Source organism: Enterobacter sp. KB-280D8, assembly GCF_041399405.1.
GTDB classification, from domain to species: domain Bacteria; phylum Pseudomonadota; class Gammaproteobacteria; order Enterobacterales; family Enterobacteriaceae; genus Enterobacter; species Enterobacter cloacae_N.
Genome location: NZ_JBGKEC010000006.1, coordinates 117,049 through 140,168 on the forward strand (window position 1 = coordinate 117,049; position 23,120 = coordinate 140,168).

Annotated in this window: 21 protein-coding genes; 6 read left to right on the plus strand and 15 right to left on the minus strand. The window is 55.0% G+C overall.

Features of this window, described 5'->3' with window-relative positions:
* Window positions 1-43: 43 nt before the first annotated feature.
* Window positions 44-877 (plus strand): MurR/RpiR family transcriptional regulator, encoded by an 834-nt coding sequence (locus AB8818_RS16950; protein ID WP_023344667.1) that lies wholly within the window; start codon window positions 44-46, stop codon window positions 875-877.
* A gap of 82 nt (window positions 878-959) precedes the next feature.
* Here AB8818_RS16950 and AB8818_RS16955 read toward each other — a convergent pair whose 3' ends face one another.
* The 3 genes from AB8818_RS16955 to AB8818_RS16965 all read right to left on the minus strand — a co-directional run bounded on the left by AB8818_RS16955 (window position 960) and on the right by AB8818_RS16965 (window position 3,089).
* Complete coding sequence (locus AB8818_RS16955) at window positions 960-1,340, minus strand: DUF1641 domain-containing protein (protein WP_023617688.1); 381 nt, start codon at window positions 1,338-1,340, stop codon at window positions 960-962.
* The gene (locus AB8818_RS16960) at window positions 1,340-2,536 is read right to left on the minus strand and encodes an NAD(P)/FAD-dependent oxidoreductase (protein ID WP_192983575.1); all 1,197 of its coding nucleotides are present in this window, start codon (window positions 2,534-2,536) and stop codon (window positions 1,340-1,342) included. The genes AB8818_RS16955 and AB8818_RS16960 overlap by 1 nt, the downstream gene beginning before the upstream one ends.
* A 217-nt stretch (window positions 2,537-2,753) precedes the next feature.
* Window positions 2,754-3,089 carry a YcgJ family protein gene (locus AB8818_RS16965; RefSeq protein WP_306461334.1) on the minus strand — a complete coding sequence of 112 codons (336 nt, stop codon included), beginning with the start codon at window positions 3,087-3,089 and terminating at the stop codon, window positions 2,754-2,756.
* Window positions 3,090-3,571: 482 nt separating this feature from the next.
* Between AB8818_RS16965 and AB8818_RS16970 the strand changes: the two genes are divergently transcribed.
* Both AB8818_RS16970 and AB8818_RS16975 read left to right on the plus strand, forming a co-directional pair.
* Window positions 3,572-4,351: a hypothetical protein gene (locus AB8818_RS16970; RefSeq protein ID WP_192983573.1), complete on the plus strand. Its 780-nt coding sequence runs from the start codon at window positions 3,572-3,574 to the stop codon at window positions 4,349-4,351.
* A gap of 273 nt (window positions 4,352-4,624) precedes the next feature.
* Window positions 4,625-5,167 (plus strand): DUF3916 domain-containing protein, encoded by a 543-nt coding sequence (locus tag AB8818_RS16975; protein ID WP_192983571.1) that lies wholly within the window; start codon window positions 4,625-4,627, stop codon window positions 5,165-5,167.
* Between the two features lie 183 nt (window positions 5,168-5,350).
* Here the strand turns inward: AB8818_RS16975 and guaA are convergent, their stop codons facing one another.
* A complete protein-coding gene (guaA, locus tag AB8818_RS16980) occupies window positions 5,351-6,928 on the minus strand; it encodes a glutamine-hydrolyzing GMP synthase (protein ID WP_008502126.1) in 1,578 nt (525 codons plus the stop codon).
* 67 nt (window positions 6,929-6,995) lie between these two features.
* The gene (gene guaB / locus AB8818_RS16985) at window positions 6,996-8,462 is read right to left on the minus strand and encodes an IMP dehydrogenase (protein ID WP_014884799.1); all 1,467 of its coding nucleotides are present in this window, start codon (window positions 8,460-8,462) and stop codon (window positions 6,996-6,998) included.
* 158 nt (window positions 8,463-8,620) lie between these two features.
* Here guaB and xseA point away from each other — a divergent pair, with 158 nt between their 5' ends.
* The 3 genes from xseA to AB8818_RS17000 are packed head-to-tail and all read left to right on the plus strand — an operon-like array spanning window position 8,621 to window position 11,423.
* Entirely contained in the window at window positions 8,621-9,994 is a 1,374-nt protein-coding gene (gene xseA / locus AB8818_RS16990) for an exodeoxyribonuclease VII large subunit (RefSeq protein WP_192983569.1), read from the plus strand.
* A gap of 58 nt (window positions 9,995-10,052) precedes the next feature.
* Window positions 10,053-11,072, plus strand: coding sequence for a M4 family metallopeptidase (locus tag AB8818_RS16995; RefSeq protein WP_192983566.1), 1,020 nt, complete (start codon window positions 10,053-10,055; stop codon window positions 11,070-11,072).
* On the plus strand, window positions 11,073-11,423 hold the full coding sequence (locus tag AB8818_RS17000; protein ID WP_192983564.1) for a protealysin inhibitor emfourin: 351 nt from the start codon (window positions 11,073-11,075) through the stop codon (window positions 11,421-11,423). It abuts the gene before it with no gap.
* Here the strand turns inward: AB8818_RS17000 and AB8818_RS17005 are convergent.
* The 10 genes from AB8818_RS17005 to AB8818_RS17050 all read right to left on the minus strand — a co-directional run bounded on the left by AB8818_RS17005 (window position 11,420) and on the right by AB8818_RS17050 (window position 23,005).
* Complete coding sequence (locus AB8818_RS17005; protein WP_192983562.1) at window positions 11,420-11,641, minus strand: zinc ribbon domain-containing protein; 222 nt, start codon at window positions 11,639-11,641, stop codon at window positions 11,420-11,422. The two genes, AB8818_RS17000 and AB8818_RS17005, sit on opposite strands and share 4 nt — an antisense overlap.
* Before the next feature lie 47 nt (window positions 11,642-11,688).
* Window positions 11,689-12,723, minus strand: a complete 1,035-nt coding sequence (locus AB8818_RS17010) for an oxidoreductase (protein WP_192983560.1) — start codon at window positions 12,721-12,723, stop codon at window positions 11,689-11,691.
* Between the two features lie 58 nt (window positions 12,724-12,781).
* Window positions 12,782-14,326: a peptide MFS transporter gene (locus AB8818_RS17015; protein WP_192983558.1), complete on the minus strand. Its 1,545-nt coding sequence runs from the start codon at window positions 14,324-14,326 to the stop codon at window positions 12,782-12,784.
* Between the two features lie 301 nt (window positions 14,327-14,627).
* The gene (gene der, locus AB8818_RS17020; protein WP_192983557.1) at window positions 14,628-16,103 is read right to left on the minus strand and encodes a ribosome biogenesis GTPase Der; all 1,476 of its coding nucleotides are present in this window, start codon (window positions 16,101-16,103) and stop codon (window positions 14,628-14,630) included.
* Between the two features lie 112 nt (window positions 16,104-16,215).
* Complete coding sequence (gene bamB, locus AB8818_RS17025) at window positions 16,216-17,394, minus strand: outer membrane protein assembly factor BamB (RefSeq protein WP_116343253.1); 1,179 nt, start codon at window positions 17,392-17,394, stop codon at window positions 16,216-16,218.
* A 10-nt stretch (window positions 17,395-17,404) separates the two neighbouring features.
* Entirely contained in the window at window positions 17,405-18,025 is a 621-nt protein-coding gene (locus AB8818_RS17030; RefSeq protein ID WP_061097402.1) for a YfgM family protein, read from the minus strand.
* Between the two features lie 13 nt (window positions 18,026-18,038).
* Window positions 18,039-19,313 (minus strand): histidine--tRNA ligase, encoded by a 1,275-nt coding sequence (hisS, locus tag AB8818_RS17035; RefSeq protein ID WP_116343255.1) that lies wholly within the window; start codon window positions 19,311-19,313, stop codon window positions 18,039-18,041.
* Window positions 19,314-19,393: 80 nt separating this feature from the next.
* Window positions 19,394-20,512, minus strand: a complete 1,119-nt coding sequence (gene ispG / locus AB8818_RS17040; protein WP_192983555.1) for a flavodoxin-dependent (E)-4-hydroxy-3-methylbut-2-enyl-diphosphate synthase — start codon at window positions 20,510-20,512, stop codon at window positions 19,394-19,396.
* A gap of 26 nt (window positions 20,513-20,538) precedes the next feature.
* The gene (rodZ, locus tag AB8818_RS17045) at window positions 20,539-21,546 is read right to left on the minus strand and encodes a cytoskeleton protein RodZ (protein WP_192983553.1); all 1,008 of its coding nucleotides are present in this window, start codon (window positions 21,544-21,546) and stop codon (window positions 20,539-20,541) included.
* Window positions 21,547-21,838: 292 nt separating this feature from the next.
* On the minus strand, window positions 21,839-23,005 hold the full coding sequence (locus tag AB8818_RS17050; protein WP_014884812.1) for a bifunctional tRNA (adenosine(37)-C2)-methyltransferase TrmG/ribosomal RNA large subunit methyltransferase RlmN: 1,167 nt from the start codon (window positions 23,003-23,005) through the stop codon (window positions 21,839-21,841).
* Window positions 23,006-23,120: the final 115 nt, after the last annotated feature.

The window sequence follows — 23,120 nt, forward strand, 5'->3', positions numbered from 1 at the left end:
CGGTTTTGCGTTTAGAATCATAAGACTGTATTTGGGGGATAACATGACGACAGCAACCAGCCTGAACGAACTGCAGCAGCAAATCCGCGATCGCTACGATAGCCTGAGCAAGAGGCTGCAGCAGGTCTCCCGCTACGTGCTGGATAACACCAACAGCGTGGCCTTTGATACGGTTGCCGTCATTGCCGAGCGCGCCGACGTGCCGCCCTCGACGCTGATCCGCTTTGCCAACGCCTTTGACTTCACCGGCTTCAACGAAATGAAACAGCTGTTTCGCATGAACCTGGTGGAGGAGACCGCCAGCTACAGCGACCGCGCCCGGCTGTTTCGCGAGATGGAGAGCGAGGCCGTGCCGGAAACACCGCTCGATATCCTGCAGGAGTTCGCCCGCTCGAACGCGCAGGCGCTGCAGCAGCTGGCCGCCCGCGCCGAACCGGAAATGCTGGAGCGCGCGGTACAGCTGCTGGCCGACGCCGACACTATCTACATCGCCGGACTGCGCCGCTCCTTTAGCGTCGCGGCCTACCTCACCTACGCCCTGAGCCACCTCGAGTGTCGCCCTATCCTGCTCGACGGCATGGGCGGGATGCTGCGCGAGCAGATCAGCCGCATTAAGGCGCGCGACATCGTGGTGTCGATCAGCTTCTCGCCGTACGCGGAAGAGACGGTGATGGTCAGCGAAACTGCCGCCAGCGTCGGCGCGAGGCAGATTGTGATTACGGACAGCCAGATAAGCCCGCTGGCGACGTTCAGCGATCTCTGCTTTGTGGTGAAAGAGGCGCAGGTTGATGCGTTTCGGTCACAGTCGGCAACGCTGTGCCTGGTACAGTCGCTGGTGGTGGCGCTGGCGTACCGGTTGGGTGGTGGGGATAAATAGCCCACGGTACCGCTCAACAGGCCGGGTAACATAAACCCGCTACCCGGCATAATCGCCGTTTCCGGTGAACATCCGCCCGATCTTAGCGGTTTTCGATCTCAGGACACTCAGGATAGCTGACCGAAGCGAGGGCATTTAGACGCTGCCCCGTAATCTGTAACACGCGCAGCAAAAGCATGATGCCGCGGCGGGTATCAGGGTCGTTGAGCATAGTAAACACCTGACGAAGCGAAATATCCCCTTCCCGGTTAACCTGCTCCCCCCACGCCATGCGTAGCGCGGTTCCCCCTTCCCAGCCGACGGTCACGACATCGTCAAAAACGCCAGCCAGTTTTTCGACCATCGCGTTATCGGCCATTTCCAGCAGGTCTGCGACGACGGCAAGCAGATCAACCAGATTATTCAGGCGATTGCCCGCCATAAGTGGGGCAAGGCTTTTTAGTAACTGTTCCTGGTCACTCATCAGAACATCCCCCTCACGACGCCCCAATAGAGACCACGGTTAAAACCGTTTCGCAGCATGCCGCCGAGTTTTGTCGCCGGCATGGGGGTCACGTCATTGCGATAGTCATATACCAACGGCATGCCGGCCCAGAGCCCCATCTGCGCGACGGCCTGAACCCGTCCATCATAATGGTTACCGCTTCCGGGCGGTCTGCCGTAGAGCTCCGCCACAATGTTGTCAGCAATGACGGGCGCCTGGTTGTGGCACGACCCTCCCGCTTTACTGATCGGCAGATCGACGGTATCGCCGATCACATATACGCCTTCTAAACCGTAGACGCCCAGCGTCTGGTGATCCGTCGGCAGCCAGCCTTCACCGTTCTGAACCTCACTGAGTCCCGTATTACGCACCGCGTCGACCGCCCTGATGGGAGGCGTTGCCATCAGGATGTCGAAGTTCTGCGAGTCGCCCTCGGCGGAATAGGCAATTTTGCTGTCAGGATCGACATGGCTTAACGTAAAACCGCGCTGGTGCTGTATTCCTTTGGCAGCAAAAATATCGCCCAGCTCCTCCCCAACCGGACGCTGCAGGAACAGGCAGTTTCGCAGCAGCTGCGCGACGGTCGGATAGGTATAAACAATCTCAACCTGATTACGTACACCGCGCTGGCGAAGATAGTCGTCAACCATAAGCGTGGTTTCAATAGGGGCGATGCCGCACTGATGGGGAACATTCGGCGTTTCCGGGAAAGAGACGGTAATAAATATTCGCCCCTTTTTAATGGTGGAGAGCTTATGCGCTAATTGTCTTGCCGCCGCGTATTGATAAAAATGGTCGCCCGCTTCGGCAAGGCCAGGGATTTTTTGCGGGAAAGGCGAGCAGCCGGTTGCGATAACCAGCAGATCCCAGTCGTAATGTTGCTTACTGGCACCGTACAGTCGACGCTGTTTAAAATCGAACGACTCAATCTTATCGGTAATAAATCGAATTTCCGGACTCAGTAACTGCCGTTCAGGCCGGGCCAGCTCATGATGATGGAAGAGGTTGAACGCGACATACATAAACGCGGGTTTGTAGTAATGCACCGGTGATTCGGAAATCAGTACCAGCTCTACCTGACCGGCAGCAATTTCACGTCGTAATTTTCTGGCCAGCAGGTTGGCAACAATGGTTCCTCCCGTGCCGCCGCCGACAATCATTATGCGGTTTTTCATTCCTTTATTCGCTCATGGTAGTGAATGGGAATTCACGTAACCAGACCGCTTCACTGTTACGCTCAGCTAAAGGGTAGTAACAGAGTAATATTCCTCAATGCAACCTTTAATGAGAAATTTAATTTTGATAACCACATCATTATTTATAATATATACTGCAAAATATAATTTATATCTTTATAACGTAGTCTCTTGCTGTGGCCTCTTTTCATCACCATTATTCGCCAAAGAGCAGCTTTGTGTACTTTTTAGATACGGCCCCGGAGCGCTGTCCGTTCGCGCCATAATAGCGATTTTCACGGCACAGTCGTTCCTTCACATCGCAGAAAATACCGTTGGCAAAAGTAAATTCGGTCAGATCGACATTGCTCGACGTGAACACCTCGTTTGCAGCAGCCTTCTTACCGAGATACGTCTCTGTCAACTCGCGGGATAATCCCTTGTCATTGGCGCATACATATCGGTCGCAGAGCACGCCCGATGCTGGCGACTTGAGCCTGGCGGGGGTCCTGGCCTGGGCGGACATGGCGGACACGGCCAGCAGCGCGGCCACAGAGCATGCGAGTATTGACTTGTTCAAGATGATAATCTCCGTTGGTTAATGAGTGTCGGCTTTGCACCCGGCGCGGTGGAACCATTCATAAAGGGTGTAATATCCTGGGTGGTACTGAGTTTCAGCAGGAAACGCCCTGTATGGCTTTTCGTCGACTGAAACGTCGTCGAAAGTTCAGTTCGGAGGCAATTGTAAGGGCCCTATCCCGGTGAATCATGCAATTTTAGAGCCCTGAGCCACTATGCTCTAAAAGAAGTGGGCTTGTGGGACGGGTCCGCTCTGAGCGAGTAACTGACTTCGATTTAAATGAATTATAAGGCTTCAAATGTTACTGGCACAAATTTCTAAGATGCATATAGTCATACTAAGTGTTTAAACAAGGTTCTGGACTATGGCTAACCCATCAGTTAAGTTTGTTTCCGATCCGTCGCTTCCCCTATCAGGTGCCACTTTTTTTCCGTATTATGTTTTAAGGATAATTCATGAGTAATGGAGCACAATCACTTCTTAGTCAATTACTAATTGCCATAATCTCTATATCTTTAGGGTCATTTCTTTTTGCTGGAATTCTAGAGAGTTACAAAAAAGACCAAGGTCTTCAGGAAGAACTTATAAAGGATTACTTCAGGCCAATGATGGAATTACAAAGTTCTTGTTCATCTTCACATAATGAACTATTCCTAAAGTATGGAGAGTTATCTGGTTCTTATCAGCTCATGTCTAATGAAATAGTACATATGACAATGACACCTGATTCAAAATTAGGCCAGCATTATGAAGCCCTCCCAATATCTATTATTAAAGCAAATGCAGAGTTAAAAAAAGGAGTTGAAGAGCTTGAAATGACGGTAAAAAAATGCAAGGCCGATTTATTCCTCAAGTACGAAGAGCTTGCATTAGTTACTGGTTCATATCCAGAGTTTAGGGGTTTGGCGAAAAATTATACAAATGCGATTAACACCATCTATTCAGAAAGACAAAGAAAAGCCAAGGAAAATACAAAAAATATAGACCCTAATCAACTAATACCATTGATGCGGAAATTTATTGCTATGGATCTATCCACCAATGCAAACAAATCCATGCTTGCCAGTGAAATGGATAACATATCTAAACTAACAACGCAGCATAGTTTGATAATGGCAGAGTATGAGGAGTTAATTTTTAAAGAAGATAATGATCTATTTCTAAGTCTTCATGACCTTTTTGCAATCCAAATTAGTGAAAAGTATTCGGGTGGATTTATCAGTTGGATATTTTAAAACATTATAACTCATCAGATGCGACGCTTACTATGCAGAACGCGTAAATCTGATAAGGTTACTAATGTGTTAGGTAATGTCCGCTTCTGGCACTAAGCTGACAAACTGACTGAGCTGAAGGTCCGCTATGAGCGAACAGCGGACATAATTTCTCGCAAGCCGATTGCGGTGCGTTAGATTACATGCATAACGATAAGCTGAAAAAATTAGGATAGAATGTTCTTGTATAGGGACACAATTCGAACTGTTTGACGAGCTAAAATTAAATTATTCATGAGTAGACGACTTAACAGAGACTATCGAACCAAAATCAGAAATATTCCCCGACGCATCAAAGCTCTTAACCGTTGGGCTAGTACTTTTCACAACCCTGAACGTAGCATTTTCTCAGAAGATGAGCATTACTGGAATTTTAAAATTCCAGTAGACATTAATATCGTAGAGGGGAAATGTAGCACGCTTAAAACCAAAGCGGCTTGTGCGCAAGCTTTGATTAATGCGTGTTCAAACCTCATAACGGCTACTGCTGGTATGAATTACAGTCCTCGAATTACCGCTGTCGTATGTCTTCCTGATATGTTTACAAGTGAGGTCTGTCTTTATCGTTCTGAAGAATATTTTCAAGGCTTTATAGCTGAAGATCGTTCTGAAAATGGTGCTTCGGCTTTGATCAAAGATCGTAGCCTTGCAGCTGAGTTGGGGCTCGTTCTTCCTACTAACATACAGGAAATCGGTATCACTCTCGAATATTATGGAAGTGAGGACCGTGATGAGTGTTTTACGGGGGAACGCTGGTATTACGGTCAGGTGACTTGAGGGGGTTGCTTTCATTTGATTAAAAATAAGGCACTTATAAAAAGGGCCACTAGTTTTGGCTAACGTCCGCCCTTGGCACTAACCTGACATGGTGTTGCCAGCCATGGCCAAAAAAAAGCCCGCAATCCGCGGGCTTAGAGATAATTTAGAACCTGTTAGTACCAGACATTTCCTGTTAGGAAATCATTCCCATTCAATCGTAGCCGGTGGCTTACCGCTGATGTCATATACGACCCGCGATATACCATTGACTTCATTAATTATTCTGTTAGACACGCGGCCTAAGAAGTCATACGGCAAGTGCGCCCAGTGCGCGGTCATGAAGTCAATGGTTTCCACCGCACGCAGGGAAACAACCCAGTCGTACTTACGGCCATCGCCCATTACGCCGACGGAGCGAACCGGCAGGAACACGGTGAACGCCTGGCTCACTTTGTTGTACAGGTCAGCTTTGTGCAGCTCTTCGATGAAGATCGCGTCCGCGCGACGCAGCAGGTCGCAGTACTCTTTCTTCACTTCACCCAGCACGCGCACGCCCAGACCCGGACCCGGGAACGGGTGACGGTAGAGCATGTCGTACGGCAGGCCCAGTTCCAGACCGATCTTACGCACTTCGTCTTTGAACAGCTCGCGCAGCGGTTCAACCAGACCCATCTTCATCTCTTTCGGCAGGCCGCCCACGTTGTGGTGAGATTTGATGACGTGTGCTTTACCGGTAGCGGATGCGGCAGATTCAATCACGTCAGGGTAGATGGTCCCTTGCGCCAGCCACTTCACGTCGTCCAGCTTCAGCGCTTCTTCGTCGAACACTTCCACGAACACGCGGCCGATGATCTTACGCTTCGCTTCCGGATCGTTCTCGCCTTTCAGCGCGTCCAGGAAGCGCTGCTCGCCTTCCACGTGAACGATGTTCAGACCGAAGTGGTCACCGAACATGTCCATAACCTGCTGGGCTTCGTTCAGGCGCAGCAGGCCGTTATCCACGAACACGCAGGTCAGGTTTTTGCCGATGGCACGATGCAGCAGCATCGCGGTCACGGAGGAGTCCACGCCGCCGGAGAGGCCGAGGATCACTTTGTCATCGCCAACCTGCTGGCGGATACGCTCAACGGCGTCGTCGATGATTTTTGCCGGGGTCCACAGCGCTTCACACTGGCAGATGTCGCGCACGAAGCGCTCCAGCATGCGCATACCCTGACGGGTGTGGGTCACTTCCGGGTGGAACTGCACGCCGTAGAAGCGTTTTTCTTCGTTCGCCATGATGGCAAACGGGCAGCTCTCGGTGCTGGCTACGGTGACGAAGTCAGACGGGATAGCGGTGACTTTGTCGCCGTGGCTCATCCACACGTCCAGCAGCGGTTTGCCGTCTGCGGTCAGGGAGTCTTCGATACCGCGCACCAGCGCGCTGTCGTTAACCACTTCAACCTGTGCATAGCCGAACTCGCGCTCGCTGGAGCCTTCTACGTGGCCGCCCAGCTGCATGGCCATGGTCTGCATGCCGTAGCAGACGCCGAATACCGGCACGCCAGCTTCGAACACGTACTGTGGCGCGCGCGGGCTGTTCTCTTCGGTGGTACTTTCCGGGCCGCCGGACAGGATGATGCCGCTTGGATTGAATTCGCGAATCTGTGCTTCCGTGACATCCCACGCCCACAGCTCACAGTAAACGCCCAGTTCACGTACGCGACGCGCCACCAGCTGAGTGTACTGAGAACCGAAGTCCAGGATGAGAATGCGATGTTTATGAATGTTTTCCGTCATTGACGCTAATTCCGAGGCAAGTGAAACAAAAACAGAGCGCCCGGCAGAAGCCGGGCGCGGAAACTTATCAGGAGCCCAGACGGTAGTTCGGGGACTCTTTGGTGATCGTCACGTCGTGAACGTGGCTCTCCTGGATACCCGCACCGCTGATGCGTACGAATTCCGCTTTAGTACGCAGCAGGTCAATGGTACCACAGCCGGTCAGACCCATACAGGAGCGCAGGCCGCCCATCTGCTGGTGAATGATCTCTTTCAAACGGCCTTTATAGGCAACGCGACCTTCGATACCTTCCGGCACCAGTTTGTCAGCGGCGTTGTCGGTCTGGAAGTAACGGTCGGAGGAACCTTTGGACATCGCGCCCAGGGAGCCCATCCCGCGGTAAGATTTGTAAGAACGGCCCTGGTAGAGTTCGATTTCGCCCGGGGATTCTTCGGTACCGGCCAGCATGGAGCCTACCATCACGGCAGCGGCGCCTGCGGCGATCGCTTTGGCGATGTCGCCAGAGAAGCGGATACCGCCGTCAGCGATAACCGGAATACCGGTGCCTTCCAGCGCTTCAACCGCGTCAGACACGGCGGTGATCTGTGGAACGCCCACGCCGGTCACAATACGTGTGGTACAGATGGAGCCTGGGCCGATACCCACTTTCACCGCACTGCAGCCAGCGTCAGCCAGCGCGCGAGCGCCTGCGCCAGTGGCCACGTTACCGCCGATGATCTGCAGGTCAGGGTATTTAGCACGGGTGTCGCGAATACGCTGCAGCACGCCTTCGGAGTGGCCGTGAGAGGAGTCGATCAGCAGGACGTCAACGCCCGCCGCCACCAGCGCGTCAACGCGCTCTTCGTTACCGGCACCCGCGCCAACCGCAGCGCCAACGCGCAGACGGCCATGCTCGTCTTTACAGGCGTTCGGTTTACGTTCAGCTTTCTGGAAATCTTTAACGGTGATCATGCCGCGCAGGTGGAAGTTCGCATCCACCACCAGCGCTTTCTCAACGCGTTTTTCGTGCATTTTCGCCAGCACCACGTCGCGGGTTTCGCCTTCGCGCACGGTCACCAGACGCTCTTTTGGCGTCATGTACACGCTGACAGGCTGGTTCAGGTCAGTCACGAAACGTACGTCACGACCGGTGATGATACCGACCAGTTCGTTGTCTTCGGTCACAACCGGGTAACCGGCGAAGCCGTTACGTTCGGTCAGGGCCTTCACTTCGTGCAGGGTGGTGGTTGGCAGAACGGTCTGTGGGTCAGACACGATGCCGGATTCATGTTTCTTCACGCGGCGAACTTCTTCCGCCTGACGCTCGATAGACATGTTTTTATGGATAAAGCCAATGCCGCCTTCCTGTGCCAGGGCGATTGCCAGGCGCGCTTCCGTCACGGTGTCCATTGCCGCGGAGAGCATAGGAATGTTCAGACGAATGGTTTTCGTCAACTGCGTGCTGAGGTCGGCAGTATTCGGCAGAACGGTGGAATGAGCGGGAACGAGGAGGACGTCGTCAAACGTCAGTGCTTCTTTAGCGATACGTAGCATGGGCAATATCTCTGACCTGGGTGGTTAAATATTGCCGTGGCATTATACAGAGCGTAACCGATTGCATCTACACTTTTTTATAAAAAAGCTTGCGATTGCCTCTCAGCAGGTTACTATCGACTGAATAACTTGCTGATTTAGAATTTGATCCCGCTCACATGTTATCCTCTCAATCCCCCTCAATTTATACCGTTAGCCGCCTTAATCAGACGGTGCGTTTGCTGCTTGAGCAGGAAATGGGGCAGGTCTGGATTAGCGGTGAGATCTCTAACTTCACGCAGCCGTCCTCCGGCCACTGGTACTTTACGCTAAAAGACGATACCGCCCAGGTGCGCTGCGCGATGTTCCGCAACAGCAACCGCCGCGTCACGTTCCGCCCTCAGCACGGCCAGCAGGTTCTGGTGCGCGCCAATATCACCCTCTATGAGCCGCGCGGTGATTATCAAATTATCGTCGAGAGCATGCAGCCTGCGGGCGAAGGTCTGCTGCAGCAGAAGTATGAACAGTTAAAAGCCAGGCTCTCTGCCGAAGGATTGTTCGACCAGCAGTTCAAAAAGCCGCTGCCCTCGCCTGCCCACTGCGTGGGGGTGATTACCTCGAAAACCGGTGCGGCACTGCACGATATTTTGCACGTGCTGAAGCGTCGCGACCCTTCCCTGCCCGTCATCATCTACCCCACCGCCGTTCAGGGTGACGATGCGCCAGGACAGATAGTTCGCGCCATTGAGCTGGCGAACGCCCGTCAGGAGTGCGACGTCTTAATCGTCGGGCGCGGCGGCGGCTCGCTGGAGGATTTGTGGAGCTTTAACGACGAGCGCGTGGCGCGGGCAATCTTTGCAAGCGTTATCCCCGTGGTGAGCGCCGTCGGGCACGAAACAGACGTGACGATTGCCGATTTTGTCGCGGATCTGCGCGCGCCTACGCCGTCCGCGGCGGCGGAAGTGGTGAGCCGTAACCAGCTGGAGCTGCTGCGCCAGATTCAGAACGGCCAGCAGCGTCTTGAGATGGCGATGGACTACTTCCTTGCCAACCGTACCCGCCGCTTTACTCAGCTTCATCATCGTCTTCAGCAGCAGCACCCGCAGCTGCGTCTGGCGCGTCAGCAGACCGTGCTGGAGCGCCTGCGTCAGCGCATGAACGTTGCGGTGGACGCGCAGCTCAAGCGCGCGGTAGCGCGCCAGCAGCGCGTGACGCAGCGCCTGAACCAGCAGAATCCGCAGCCGAAAATTTATCGCGCGCAAACGCGCATTCAGCAGCTGGAGTATCGTCTGGCGGAAACTCTCCGGGCGCGTCTGAGCACCACCCGCGAACGTTTTGGCAACGCGGTGACCCATCTGGAAGCCGTGAGCCCCCTCTCCACGCTGGCGCGCGGCTATAGCGTGACGACGGCAGCGGACGGCAAAGTGCTGAAGCAAGCAAAACAGGTGAATACCGGTGATGTTCTTACCACCCGGCTGTCTGACGGCTGGGTAGAAAGCGAAGTGAAATCAATTAAACCGGTGAAAAAGACGCGTCAGCGCAAAACCGGATAATTCTTCGCCGGTTACTTACTATACTGCTGCTATTCCCTTTTTTAATAAGGAGAGCAGCATGTCCCATCTTCGTAGCGTTATTCCCCCTTATATTCTTCGTCGTATTATCGAAAGCGGTTCCGAGCCGCAGCAGCGCTGTGCCCGCCAGACCTTAACCCACGTCCAGACCCTGATGGCGCATATGCCGGGCAAACCCGCCGCGCCGCACGTGAATAAAGCCGGTCAGCTTGAGCGCGATATCTACGATGCGAAACAGACCCAGGAGCTGCCGGGTACGCAGGTGCGTTATGAGGGGCAACCCTCCAACGGCGATGTGGCGGTGGATGAAGCCTATAACTATTTAGGTATCACCCATGATTTCTTCTGGAAAGAATATCAGCGTGATTCGCTCGATAATAAGGGGCTTATTTTGACCGGCACCGTTCACTATGGGCGGGAATATCAGAACGCCTTCTGGAATGGGCAGCAGATGGTATTCGGTGACGGCGACGGGGAAATCTTTAACCGCTTTACGATTGCCATCGACGTGGTGGCGCACGAGCTGAGCCACGGCGTAACCGAGACCGAAGCCGGGCTGATATATTTTGAGCAGTCGGGCGCACTGAACGAGTCTCTGTCAGACGTGTTTGGCTCGCTGGTGAAACAGTATCATCTGAAGCAAACCGCCGATAAAGCAGACTGGCTGATTGGTGAAGGGCTGCTGGCCGCGGGCATTAACGGCAGAGGGCTGCGCTCCATGTCAGAACCCGGCACCGCCTACGACGATCCTCTGCTAGGCAAAGACCCGCAGCCCGCGCATATGAAAGATTTCATCAAAACGCGCGAGGATAACGGCGGCGTACATCTTAACTCCGGCATCCCTAACCGGGCGTTTTATCTGGCAGCGACCGCAATCGGCGGTTACGCCTGGGAAAAAGTGGGTTATGCCTGGTACGACACGGTTTGCGATCGCAATCTGGCGCAGGATGCAGATTTTGATGCCTTTGCAAAACTGACGATAGCGCACGGAGAGAAACGCTCCGGTAGCGACGTTGGGGCGGCAATAAAACAAGCCTGGGAACAGGTGGGAGTGCTGTAAATGCAGGTTCCGGAACTGACGGATGACGCCGTGGTTGAGCTGGCCCGGGAAGGCGGCGTCGCTTTTATTCCTAAGCTGAGCGGCCAGCGCACCATCGCGCTCTCCTCGCTCAATGAGGCCCAGCGCCAGCGCCTGGTGAGCATCCTCGAGCAGGCCTTCCCGCGCGGCCAGCCGCCCGGACAAGTCTCTTCCCCCGGCAGCGGGGACCAGCGCTATTTCCGCATCCAGATTATCTGGACCGGACAAAATCAGGCGCACTACGCCGATATCATCGTGCTGGTACCTGAGCAGGAAGCGCCCGAGTCGCTGGTCGAGCTGTGGAAGAAAGGCGAACGCTGCGTGTGTGATTAACCTTCGGCCGGGACAAACTCCACGCGCTTTTTAGAGATTAAGCCGTGGCCGTTCTGGCAGAAATAATCCACCGCCCCGCAGGCTTTTAAGACCTGGAGTGGCTGATGGCACTCCGGGCAGCGGGCTTCGAGCGCAATATCTTTATTACAGCTCTCGCAGTGCGCCGCCCCGTTCAGGGGTTCAAGCTGTGCCTGGCAATCCGGGCAGGTAATGGTCATGGTGTCTCCTTCAGGGCGTTCTGGTCTGCGATAATTTTACCACGTCTTCAGTGCGGGCCACGCAACTGTTGCTGCAAGGTCAGCAGCAGCGCCACCTCCTCGATTCTGCGGCGCGTCGTGCGGCTCACCTCCTGCGGATCGCGTTCAAACAGGCTCTTTGCGCCAATAATGTGTTCGGCAAGACAGCGTTCATAGATCGTACCGGGGATATGCCAGCGCTGAATATCCTTACCCTCAATCAGCTCCAGCACATCTTCCGCGCCGCGTCGGTCGTGGTTGATGATGCGCCCGTCGCGTAAATACACTCGTAAGCCCTTTTGTCCACCTGCAGGCCCCGCGTATTTGTTAAGCCAGATCTCCACTGGCACACCGCTGATGCTTCCCTGCAAGTGCGCCTCACCTTCCGCCGTGGTCAGGTCGCCTTTTGCAATATTGCGGCCCAGGCGATCTTTGGCCGTGACGACCTGCAGCGTCATATCGTCATGGCCGCCAAGATAGCGCACCGTTTCGCGCAGCATCGCCAGCACGTGTGTACCGATATCCAGAATCACGCCGTCCGGATGGCGAAGCGTTCTCGTATCCGGTTCACCGGTCGCGAAATTGAGCGCGACAGGTTCCCCGGCGGCGTTATACCCACTCGGCTCCTGCAAAAAGCCTTCGATGCGAACGATGTCAGAAACATGGCCGACCAGTGAATGCTTCACCGTTTCGGTGCGCGCCATCCAGTGGTCGAGCGCCAGCACGCGGGATGCCACATCGGGCGTTGCCAGCAGCGCGTTGAGTTTTTCGATTTGAGGAAGCGTGGCGACAATCGGTTTTTCAATCACAATCCGCGGTACGGGCGAGGCAATCGCCTGCTCAAGCACTGCAAGATGGTGCAGCGATGCGGTGGTGATAAAAAGGGTATCCAGCGGGGTGGCTAAAAGCTCCGCAAGCGAGGCGCTGCGCGTAACGCCTTCGGGGTGCTTAGCGGGGAGAACATCGAAGCCGAAACAACGAACAGCGCCATCGAACAGGTTACGCAAAGCGGGCAGATACGCTGTTTCCACTACCGCGCCAAGACCAACAAATCCTAACTGCATAGTTTCGCCTCAGAAAATACCGTGCCGGGGCGTAACGCCTGCCCCGGCACACCGAGGTTTATGAGGCGCTGACTGCCGGTTTAGTTTGCACATTTTCCAGCATGCGGCGCACCGGAACAATGAGGACGATCAGCACTGCGGCACAAATCAGCAGCGCCATGGAGCAGCGCGCAAAGAGATCAGGCAGCATATCCAGCTGGTCGGCCTTCACGTGGCCGCCAATCAAGCCAGCCGCCAGGTTACCCAGCGCGCTGGCGCAGAACCACAGCCCCATCATCTGGCCGCGCATTCTCTCCGGTGCCAACAGGGTCATGGTCGCCAAACCGATCGGGCTCAGGCACAGCTCACCGAGCGTCAGCATCAGGATACTGCCCACCAGCCAGAACGGCGACACGCCCGCCCCGCCGTTGCTCAGCACGTTCTGTGCCGCCAGCATCATCAGGCCAAAGCCCCCTGCCGCACACAGAATACCAATTACAAACTTGGTGATGCTGCTCGGGCGCATGTTCATGCTCGCCAGCTTCGGCCATGCCCAGCTGAACACGGGGGCCAGCAGGATGATGAACAGGGCGTTGATCGACTGGAACCACACCGCCGGAATTTCAAAATCACCAATCATGCGGTTAGTGTAGTCGTTGGCAAACAGGTTGAACGAGGTTGGCTTCTGCTCAAACGCGGACCAGAAGAACGCGGCGGAGACCAGCAGAATAAAGCAGACCAGCAGCCTGGCGCGCTCTTTGCGGCTCAGGCCCGCGAAAATGAACAGGTAGATAAAGTAGAGGGCAACAGACGCCGCAATCACGTAGACCAGCACGCTGGCTACCGCGACCGGGTTAATGACAATCACGCCCTGCGCAATCAGCGTCACGAGCGTTGCCACGCCTGCCGCCAGCGCCAGCAGCCAAACGCCCACGCCGTTACGCTTCACCACCGGGCTGTTCCAGGTTGAGTCGAGGCCGACTTCGCCGTCGTAACGCTTCATTGCCGGAACGGCAAACACGCGGAAGATAATCAGCGCCACCAGCATCCCGATGCCGCCAATGCCAAAGCCCCAGTGCCAGCCGTGGGTTTTTATCAGCCAGCCGGAAATCAGCGGGGCGATGAACGAGCCCATGTTGATGCCCATGTAGAACAGCGAGAAACCGCCGTCACGACGCGCATCGCCTTTTTTATACAGGGTCCCGACCATCACCGAGATACAGGTTTTGAACAGGCCAGAGCCGAGCACGATGAACATCAAGCCGATAAAGAACAGGTTATTGCCCATGATGGCCGACAGCGCGATCGACAGATGGCCGAGCGCGATCAGAATCGAACCGTACCAGACGGCTCTCTGCTGGCCGAGCCAGTTATCCGCCAGCCAGCCGCCCGGCAGCGCGGCGAGGTACATGGTGCCGGCAAAGATACCGACAATCGCCGAGGCGTTTTCGCGCGCCAGGCCCATCCCGCCGTCATAGACGGTGGCGGCCATAAACAGGATCAGCAGCGGGCGAATGCCGTAAAACGAGAAACGCTCCCACATCTCGGTAAAGAACAGCGAACCGAGCGGATACGGATGGCCGAAGAACGTTCGGCTCTCTTTTTGATTAACAGAGGATTGCATAATTCTCCCGAAAGGTATGTGTCGTGCTTGTAAACACCAGCAGGTACGCCGGTCAGTTACGTATCTGACCGATTTTTTACATGCGGCGAAAAGTTAGTTAACCATTTGATAACCAGTCGCTAGTTTTGTCTAGTACCGGACCCTGGACTTTAAGATGAAAATTCGACGATTGTCTACTTTCTTAGATTTAAACGTGGTTGAAAATGAATAGTGATTGACATCACACAGAGAAAACTGGCGGTATGATTTGGGCAAAAAAAAAGCCCGCGATAAACGCGGGCCTTCGTGAGATCGGCAATGATTATTTGCTTTTCTTAATGTGCTTAATCAAACGCTTACGCTTACGCATCTGGTTTGGCGTCAGGGTGTTGCGCTTGTTGGCGAACGGGTTTTCCCCTTCCTTAAACTGGATGCGGATAGGCGTGCCCATCACGTCCAGCGATTTACGGAAGTAGTTCATCAGATAGCGCTTGTAGGAATCCGGCAGGTCTTTCACCTGGTTGCCGTGGATCACCACGATCGGCGGGTTATAGCCACCGGCGTGGGCATATTTCAGCTTCACGCGACGACCGCGAACCAGCGGCGGCTGGTGGTCTTCCGCAGCCATATTCATGATGCGGGTCAGCATGGCGGTGCTCTGACGACGAGTGGAGCTGTCATACGCTTCACGCACGGATTCGAACAGGTTACCGACGCCGCTGCCATGCAGCGCAGAGATGAAGTGCACGCGGGCAAAGTCGATAAAGCCCAGACGGAAGTCCAGAGCCTCTTTCACCTGCTCGCGTACTTCATTGCTCAGGCCGTCCCACTTGTTGACCACGATAACCAGTGAGCGCCCACTATTGAGGATAAAGCCGAGCAGAGAGAGATCCTGATCGGAGATACCTTCGCGCGCGTCGATAACCAGCAGCACCACGTTGGCATCTTCTATTGCCTGCAGGGTTTTGATAACGGAGAATTTTTCCACCACATCGGTGATTTTTCCGCGCTTACGTACCCCGGCGGTGTCGATGAGGACATACTCACGTTCATCGCGCTGCATCGGGATGTAGATGCTGTCACGCGTAGTGCCCGGCATGTCGTAAACCACCACGCGCTCTTCACCCAGAATACGGTTAGTGAGCGTAGACTTACCTACGTTTGGACGGCCGACGATAGCCAGCTTGATCGGCAGATCCTGAGGGTTGAAGTCATCCTCAGGCGCTTCTTCTTCGCCCTCTTCACCGTCTTCAAACTGCGCCCAGTAGGCGGCGTCTTCATCCACCTCTTCCGGCGGGTTCACTTCGTCCACCCACGGCAGCAGAACGGTTTCCAGCAGGCTGGTCACACCGCGGCCATGCGATGCCGCAATCGGGTGGATCTCCCCCATGCCCAGAGACCAGAAGTCCGCGATGGCCTGATCGGCATCGATGCCGTCAGTTTTGTTCGCCACCAGGAAAGTTGGCTTTTCGCGTGAACGCAGGTGCTTAGCGATAGCGGAGTCCGCCGGCATCAGGCCAGCGCGCGCATCCACCATGAACAGCACGACGTCCGCTTCTTCAATCGCCAGCAATGACTGTTCCGCCATGCGGGTTTCAACGCCGTCTTCTGTGCCATCGATACCGCCGGTATCAATACAGATGAACTCGCGTCCTTCCACCTCTGCACGACCGTACTTACGGTCACGCGTCAGCCCCGGGAAATCCGCAACCAGCGCATCACGGGTGCGTGTTAAACGGTTAAAAAGAGTGGATTTTCCAACGTTAGGGCGCCCGACAAGCGCGACCACAGGTACCATGTTTGAAGCCTCATAAAATTCACATAAACGTCGCTTTCGCGGCGTTTTTAAAAATGTCAAAACGGCTCCTGAGTGAACAGGAGCCGTTTAGTATACTACAACCGCCGGGTAATTAACGCGTGATCGCGTACAGCGTGCCGTCTTTTGCCTGAATCAGCAGTTTGCCGTCAGCCACAACCGGGTCGGTCAGGAAGCCTGAACCGTCCACTTTCTGCTGTGCTACGAAGCGGCCATTCTCTGGATCGATCCAGTGCATATAGCCTTCACTGTCGCCTACCACCAGGCTGCCGTTATACAGTACCGGAGCGGTCAGCAGGCGGTGCAGCAGGTCGCTCTGTGTCCACAGCGTCACGCCGCCTTCGGTGCTCAGCGCCAGCAGGCGGTCGTTCTGGTCAACCATATAGATGCGGTTACCGTCCACGATGAAATCATTCACAGAGCCCAGCTCGCGTTTCCACATGATCTGGCCGCTGCGCAGGTCCAGCGCGGTCAGGTTGCCGTTATAGGCCAGCGCGTAAACCACACCGTCAACGATAACCGGCGTGGTGTCTACGTCGCTCAGACGGTCAATTTCCGTAGAGCCAGTGGCCTGAGAGATGCGCTGCTGCCAGATCATCTGGCCCTGCTGCATCAGCACGGCGCTCACGCGACCGTTGTCACCGCCCACAATGGCAGCGCCAAATGCGGTAGCCGGCGCAGATTCACCGCGCAGAGAGAGCGCTGGCATATCCAGGTTAACGGTCCATTTCACCAGACCGTCCGCTTCGTTCAGCGCCTGCAGCTGGCCGTTGCTGGTATGAATCAGCACCAGGCCGTCGCTCACCACCGGACGAGACAGAGACTCACCGGCAACGGTCGTTTGCCAGGCAATGGAACCGTCGCTGCTGTTCAGCGCATACACCTGCGCCTTTTCGCTGCCCACGTACACATGACCACCGGAAACGGTCAGACCGCCAGACAGCAGTGCAGGTTTACGGGAGAACCAGCCGTCTTTTTCCGCCAGGTTAACGGACCAGACTTCTTTTCCATCATCGGCGTTGACCGCTTTCACGGTACCTTTACGGTCAGCGGCATAGACAACGCTGTCGGCATAGGCCGGATGAAGGTTGGAATAAAAATCACCAATCCCACTGCCCACGGAGACATCCCACGCGGTGGATGGGGTAAACTGGTTTTCAACCGTCGGCAGTGGGGACATTTTCACAACGTCTTCTTCGCCACTGAACAGTGAACAACCACTCAATAACGTAACAGAAAGCAGTCCTGGCAGAAGTAATTTACGCAATTGCATCGGGTCCCTCTCAGACGGACAAATTATTTATTTTCATCTGCATCATTTCGCTCAGCGCAGGTGACGCTTTGCTCTCTACGCCAGCTTGCCACGCTTTACGCGCGCCCGCTTTGTCACCTTTGCTCAGCAGTGCTTCACCGCGCAGATCGGCAACGATGGCAGCAAAACCTTCGCCTTTGATGGTATCGAGCGTTTTCAGCGCGTCGTCAGCTTTTTTCTGCTGAACCTGAATACGTGCCAGGCGCAGATTGATCACTGCCTTCAGATTTTCATCGCTGGCAGCAGCAAGGCCCTGAGACAGCTGAGCAGCGGCTTTATCCAGTTCGTTCTTATCAACATACTGCTGAGCCACTTCCAGTGCAGCCAGCGCACCGTAGGTGTTTTTGTTGTCGGCGGCAAATTTCTCTGCCGCAACCAGCGTTTGCGGCTGATCGGCCCGAAGCGCGCTAACGGTATTTTCATAGGACAGAGACGCGCCGCGCGCGGAATCCGCCTGATGATTGTTCCAGTAACGCCAGCCAACCAGCGCACCCACACCTAAAATTACCCCAACAACCAGCGCTTTGCCGTTTTCAGCAAAGAAGCGTTTAATCGCGTCGACCTGATCGTGTTCGTTCTCGTACATTTCCACGCCGTCTTTCTCCTTAGCCCAATAGAGTGCGCAAGTGCGCCGCAACGCCGTCCTGCGTTACCGTTGTCTGCTCACCAGAGCGCAGGTCTTTTACTACCACTTCGCCGTTAGCCACTTCGGACTCGCCCAGCACCAGTGCAATACTTGCGCCCCACTTATCGGCACGAGCAAACTGTTTTTTGAAGTTGCCGCCGCCATGGTTGGTCATTAGCTTAACGCCCGGCAGCGCATCACGCACGCGTTCGGCAAGCTGCATCGCCGCAGATTGCGTTTCCGCGCCTGAAGCCACCAGGTATATATCGACAACGGAATCTGCTTTAAATTCCGGATTAACTGCCTGAACCAGCAAAACAAGTCGTTCAAGACCCATCGCGAAGCCAACCGCAGGGGCCGCACGGCCACCCAGTTGCTCAACCAGACCATCATAACGGCCGCCGGCACATACGGTACCCTGCGAACCGAGGCTGGTGGTTACCCACTCAAACACGGTGCGGTTGTAATAATCCAGACCGCGCACCAGACGCTGGTTCACGGTGTAGGCAATGCCCGCCGCTTCGAGCAGCTTGCACAGACCGGTAAAGTGTTCGCGAGACTCGTCGTCCAGGTAGTCACCCAGCGCAGGGGCATCGTTCAGCAGCGCCTGGACATCAGGGTTTTTGGAATCCAGCACGCGCAGCGGGTTGCTGTACATGCGACGTTTGCAGTCTTCGTCCAGCTTCTCTTTGTGCTGTTCCAGGAACGCCACCAGCGCATCGCGGTAGTTAGCTCGCGCTTCCAGAGAACCGATTGAGTTCAGTTCCAGGGAGACATGATCGGCGATACCGAGCGCGCGCCACCAGCGGGCGGTCAGCATAATCAGTTCGGCGTCGATGTCCGGGCCCTGCAGGCCAAAGACTTCCACGCCCAGCTGGTTGAACTGGCGATAACGACCTTTCTGCGGACGTTCGTGGCGGAACATCGGGCCGATATACCACAGGCGCTGCTCCTGATTGTACAGAAGACCATGTTCGATGCCGGCGCGTACGCAGCCCGCCGTACCTTCCGGACGCAGGGTCAGGCTGTCGCCGTTGCGGTCCTCAAAGGTGTACATCTCTTTTTCAACCACGTCGGTCACTTCACCGATCGCGCGTTTGAATAACGGGGTCTGCTCTACAATCGGCAAACGGATTTCGCTGTAACCGTAGCTGCCGAGCACCTGCTTCAGTGTGCCTTCAATGCGCTGCCAGATGGCGGTTTCGCCAGGCAGGTAATCGTTCATGCCGCGGATGGCTTGAATGTTTTTTGCCACGTTTATTCTCTTTCTATATACAAAAAAAACCCAAAGAATGGGTTCAATCATACATGGGAAGCGGCATGCTTCCCATCACGTTATTTTTCAACCTGCTGAACGCTGATACGCTGTGTTTCATCCATCATCGCGGCTTTGGCGCGGATGCGGGCTTCAAGCTGGTCGATCATGTCGCTATTATCCAGACGATCTTTACGAACGCCATCTTCATAGAGACCACTTTTCTTGTTACCGCCGGTTACGCCCAGGGTTGACACCAGCGCTTCACCCGGACCGTTCACCACGCAGCCGATAATGGATACGTCCATTGGGGTAATGATGTCTTCCAGACGCTGCTCCAGGGCATTCACCGTGCCGATCACGTCAAATTCCTGACGTGAGCATGTTGGGCAGGCAATGAAGTTGATCCCACGCGAACGAATGCGCAGTGACTTCAGGATATCAAAACCGACCTTGATCTCTTCGACCGGATCGGCCGCCAGCGAGACGCGCAGGGTGTCGCCGATCCCTTCAGAGAGCAGCAGCCCCAGGCCGATCGCCGATTTTACAGAACCGCTACGCAGGCCGCCCGCTTCGGTGATCCCGAGGTGCAGAGGCTGCTCGATCTGTTTTGCCAGCAGGCGGTAAGATTCCACTGCGAGGAACACGTCGGACGCTTTTACGCTGACTTTAAACTGATCGAAGTTAAGACGATCGAGATGTTCGACGTGACGCATCGCGGATTCGAGCAGCGCCTGAGGCGTAGGCTCGCCGTATTTTTCCTGCAGATCTTTTTCCAGGGAACCGGCGTTTACGCCGATACGGATAGGAATATTTTTGTCGCGGGCGCAGTCCACGACCATGCGGATACGCTCTTCGTTACCGATGTTGCCCGGGTTAATACGCAGGCAATCAACGCCGTATTCGGCGACTTTCAGCGCGATACGGTAGTCGAAGTGGATGTCTGCAACCAGCGGAACGCTGACCTGCTGTTTGATCAGTTTGAACGCCTCAGCGGCATCCATAGTGGGCACGGAGACGCGAACAATGTCCGCACCTACCCGCTCTAATGCTTTGATTTGGTTGACCGTCGCTTCCACGTCCGTGGTGCGCGTATTGGTCATCGACTGGACGGCGATAGGTGCCCCATCGCCGACTGGCACATTCCCAACGTAAATCCGTTTCGATTTTCTACGTTGAATCGGAGCCTGGTTATGCATGAAAAATCTCCCGCGTTGCCCGTCTGTTACTGTGCTGCTGATTGTTCGGCATTAACGGTAAGACGTGCAACCTGGTTAGTTCTGATAAAGCGGCTCAGGTCGACAGGTTTTCCTTGATACTGGATCTGTACCGCTGCCGGAGCGCCAATTTTAAGCTTATAAGGAGCCTGACCGACCAGATTTAAATTGCCATCTTTACGCTGCAGGCCGCTGAAGAGCTTTTTACCTGTCGCGTCAGTCACTTCCAGCCAGCAGTCAGCCGTGAAGTTCATCACCAGCGCGTTTGGATCGGCGGCTGGCGCGGCTGTTGCCGCCGGGTCGGTTGGCAGGGACGCCGCGGTGTTGTCCGCAGGCTGAGTCGCTGCCGGGGCGTTCATCGCAGTATCGACATTTGCCTGAGAAGGCGCGACGACCGCGTTTTGATCCTGGGCCTGCGGCGCAGCGGTGTTAGCCGTTGCGGCCGGAGCCTGTGTTGCATCGGTCGCCGGAGCCGTTGTTTGCGGCTCGCTTGAGGTTGCTGCACCCTCGGTGTTCAGCGGAACGCTCTGGGCGCCACCGTTGCTCGCCTGATTGAGTTCGGCGGAGGATTGATCGGCCATGGTGGTGATCTCTTCCTGCTGTGCCTTGTGGTTCTGCCACCACCACGCGCCGGTCAGACCGACAACCACAAACAGCACCAGCCAGGTAAAGCTCATCAGCCAGCCATCACGTTTTTTACGGCGTTTCCCCAGGGAGAAGCTTTGCATCGGGGCAACTTTTGCTGCACGAACCGGTGCCTGCTTCTCCATCATTGGCAGTAATTCGTTTTCGGGGATGTGCACCAGCTTTGCGTAAGAGCGGATATAACCGCGCAGAAATGTTGAAGCCAGATCGGCAGGCGCCTTATCTTCTTCAATATCGCGAACCGTGGAAACCTTCAGGCACAAGCGTTCTGCAACGGCTTGCTGGCTGAGTCCGAGTTGTTCACGGGCGTTGCGAAGACGAACGCCAGTGGAGAGTGCTTCATGTTGGTCGTGAGTGGCTTCAGTATTCATTCGCTACAACTACTGGTACGTGAAAAAAAGGGTTCAGGTGCCGGTGAGTCACAATGCCACCCGCACCGCGAAACTTCAGGTCAGTTAACCTTGAACAGACAGTATAAGACTGTCAGCCCGGAGATGACAGTACAGCCCTGCCCGAACGGCTAAACTGTTGTTACGTCGTTACATACTGCCCGAAAGTCGGATGAAACGCACCGTAATTATTGATCAGTCATCACGAATCTGACTGATTATTCAATAAGATTAAGCATCACGGCGCAGATAATGCGCCGTGAGTGCATAATAATCAAACAGCTTTGACCGCAATCGTCTCGCCCTGCATGCGTTTACGCAGGGTACGTTTGGTACGGTCAATGACGTCGCCTGCCAGCTGTCCGCACGCAGCATCAATATCATCACCACGGGTTTTACGGACGATGGTGGTGAAACCATACTCCATCAGCACCTTGGAGAAACGGTCGATACGGCTGTTCGAGCTACGGCCATACGGTGCGCCCGGGAACGGGTTCCACGGAATCAGGTTGATTTTGCATGGCGTATCTTTCAGCAGCTCAGCCAACTGATGCGCGTGTTCGGTACCGTCGTTGACGTGGTCAAGCATCACGTACTCGATGGTAACGCGGCCCTGGTTTGCGTTGGATTTCTCCAGGTAGCGACGCACGGCAGCGAGGAAGGTTTCGATATTGTACTTTTTGTTAATCGGTACAATTTCGTCACGGATTTCATCGTTTGGCGCGTGCAGGGAGATAGCCAGCGCAACGTCAATCATGTCACCGAGCTTGTCCAGCGCAGGCACAACGCCTGAGGTAGACAGCGTCACGCGACGCTTGGACAGGCCAAAACCGAAGTCATCCAGCATGATCTCCATCGCCGGCACCACGTTGGTCAGGTTCAGCAGCGGTTCACCCATCCCCATCATCACCACGTTGGTGATCGGACGCGTGCCGGTCACTTTCGCTGCGCCAACGATCTTCGCGGCACGCCAGACCTGACCGATGATTTCAGACACGCGCAGGTTACGGTTAAACCCTTGCTGAGCGGTAGAGCAGAATTTGCACTCCAGCGCACAGCCCACCTGAGAAGAGACGCACAGCGTGGCGCGATCTTCTTCCGGGATGTAGACGGTTTCAACGCGCTGATCGCCTACCGCAATCGCCCATTTGATGGTGCCGTCCGCCGAGCGCTGCTCTTCCACCACTTCCGGTGCGCGGATTTCAGCCACTTCTTTGAGCTTGTTGCGCAGCACTTTGTTGATGTCAGTCATCTCATCAAAGTTGTCGCTGCAGTAGTGGTACATCCACTTCATGACCTGATCGGCACGAAACGGCTTCTCACCCATATCTTTAAAGAACTCGCGCATCTGCTGACGGTTCAGGTCCAGCAGGTTAATTTTTCCATTTTTATTGGGAACCGCAGGAATGGCGACTTCGGAGGTATTCACTAGTTCAGACATAATTTTTTCCGGCCTCGTTGTTACACGTTGTGGCCCATGGAGGGTTGAATAGAAACGCCCCGGAAAGCGATCTGCTCGTCCGGGGCGTTGCATTGTACAAAGTCTGGCGCAGGGA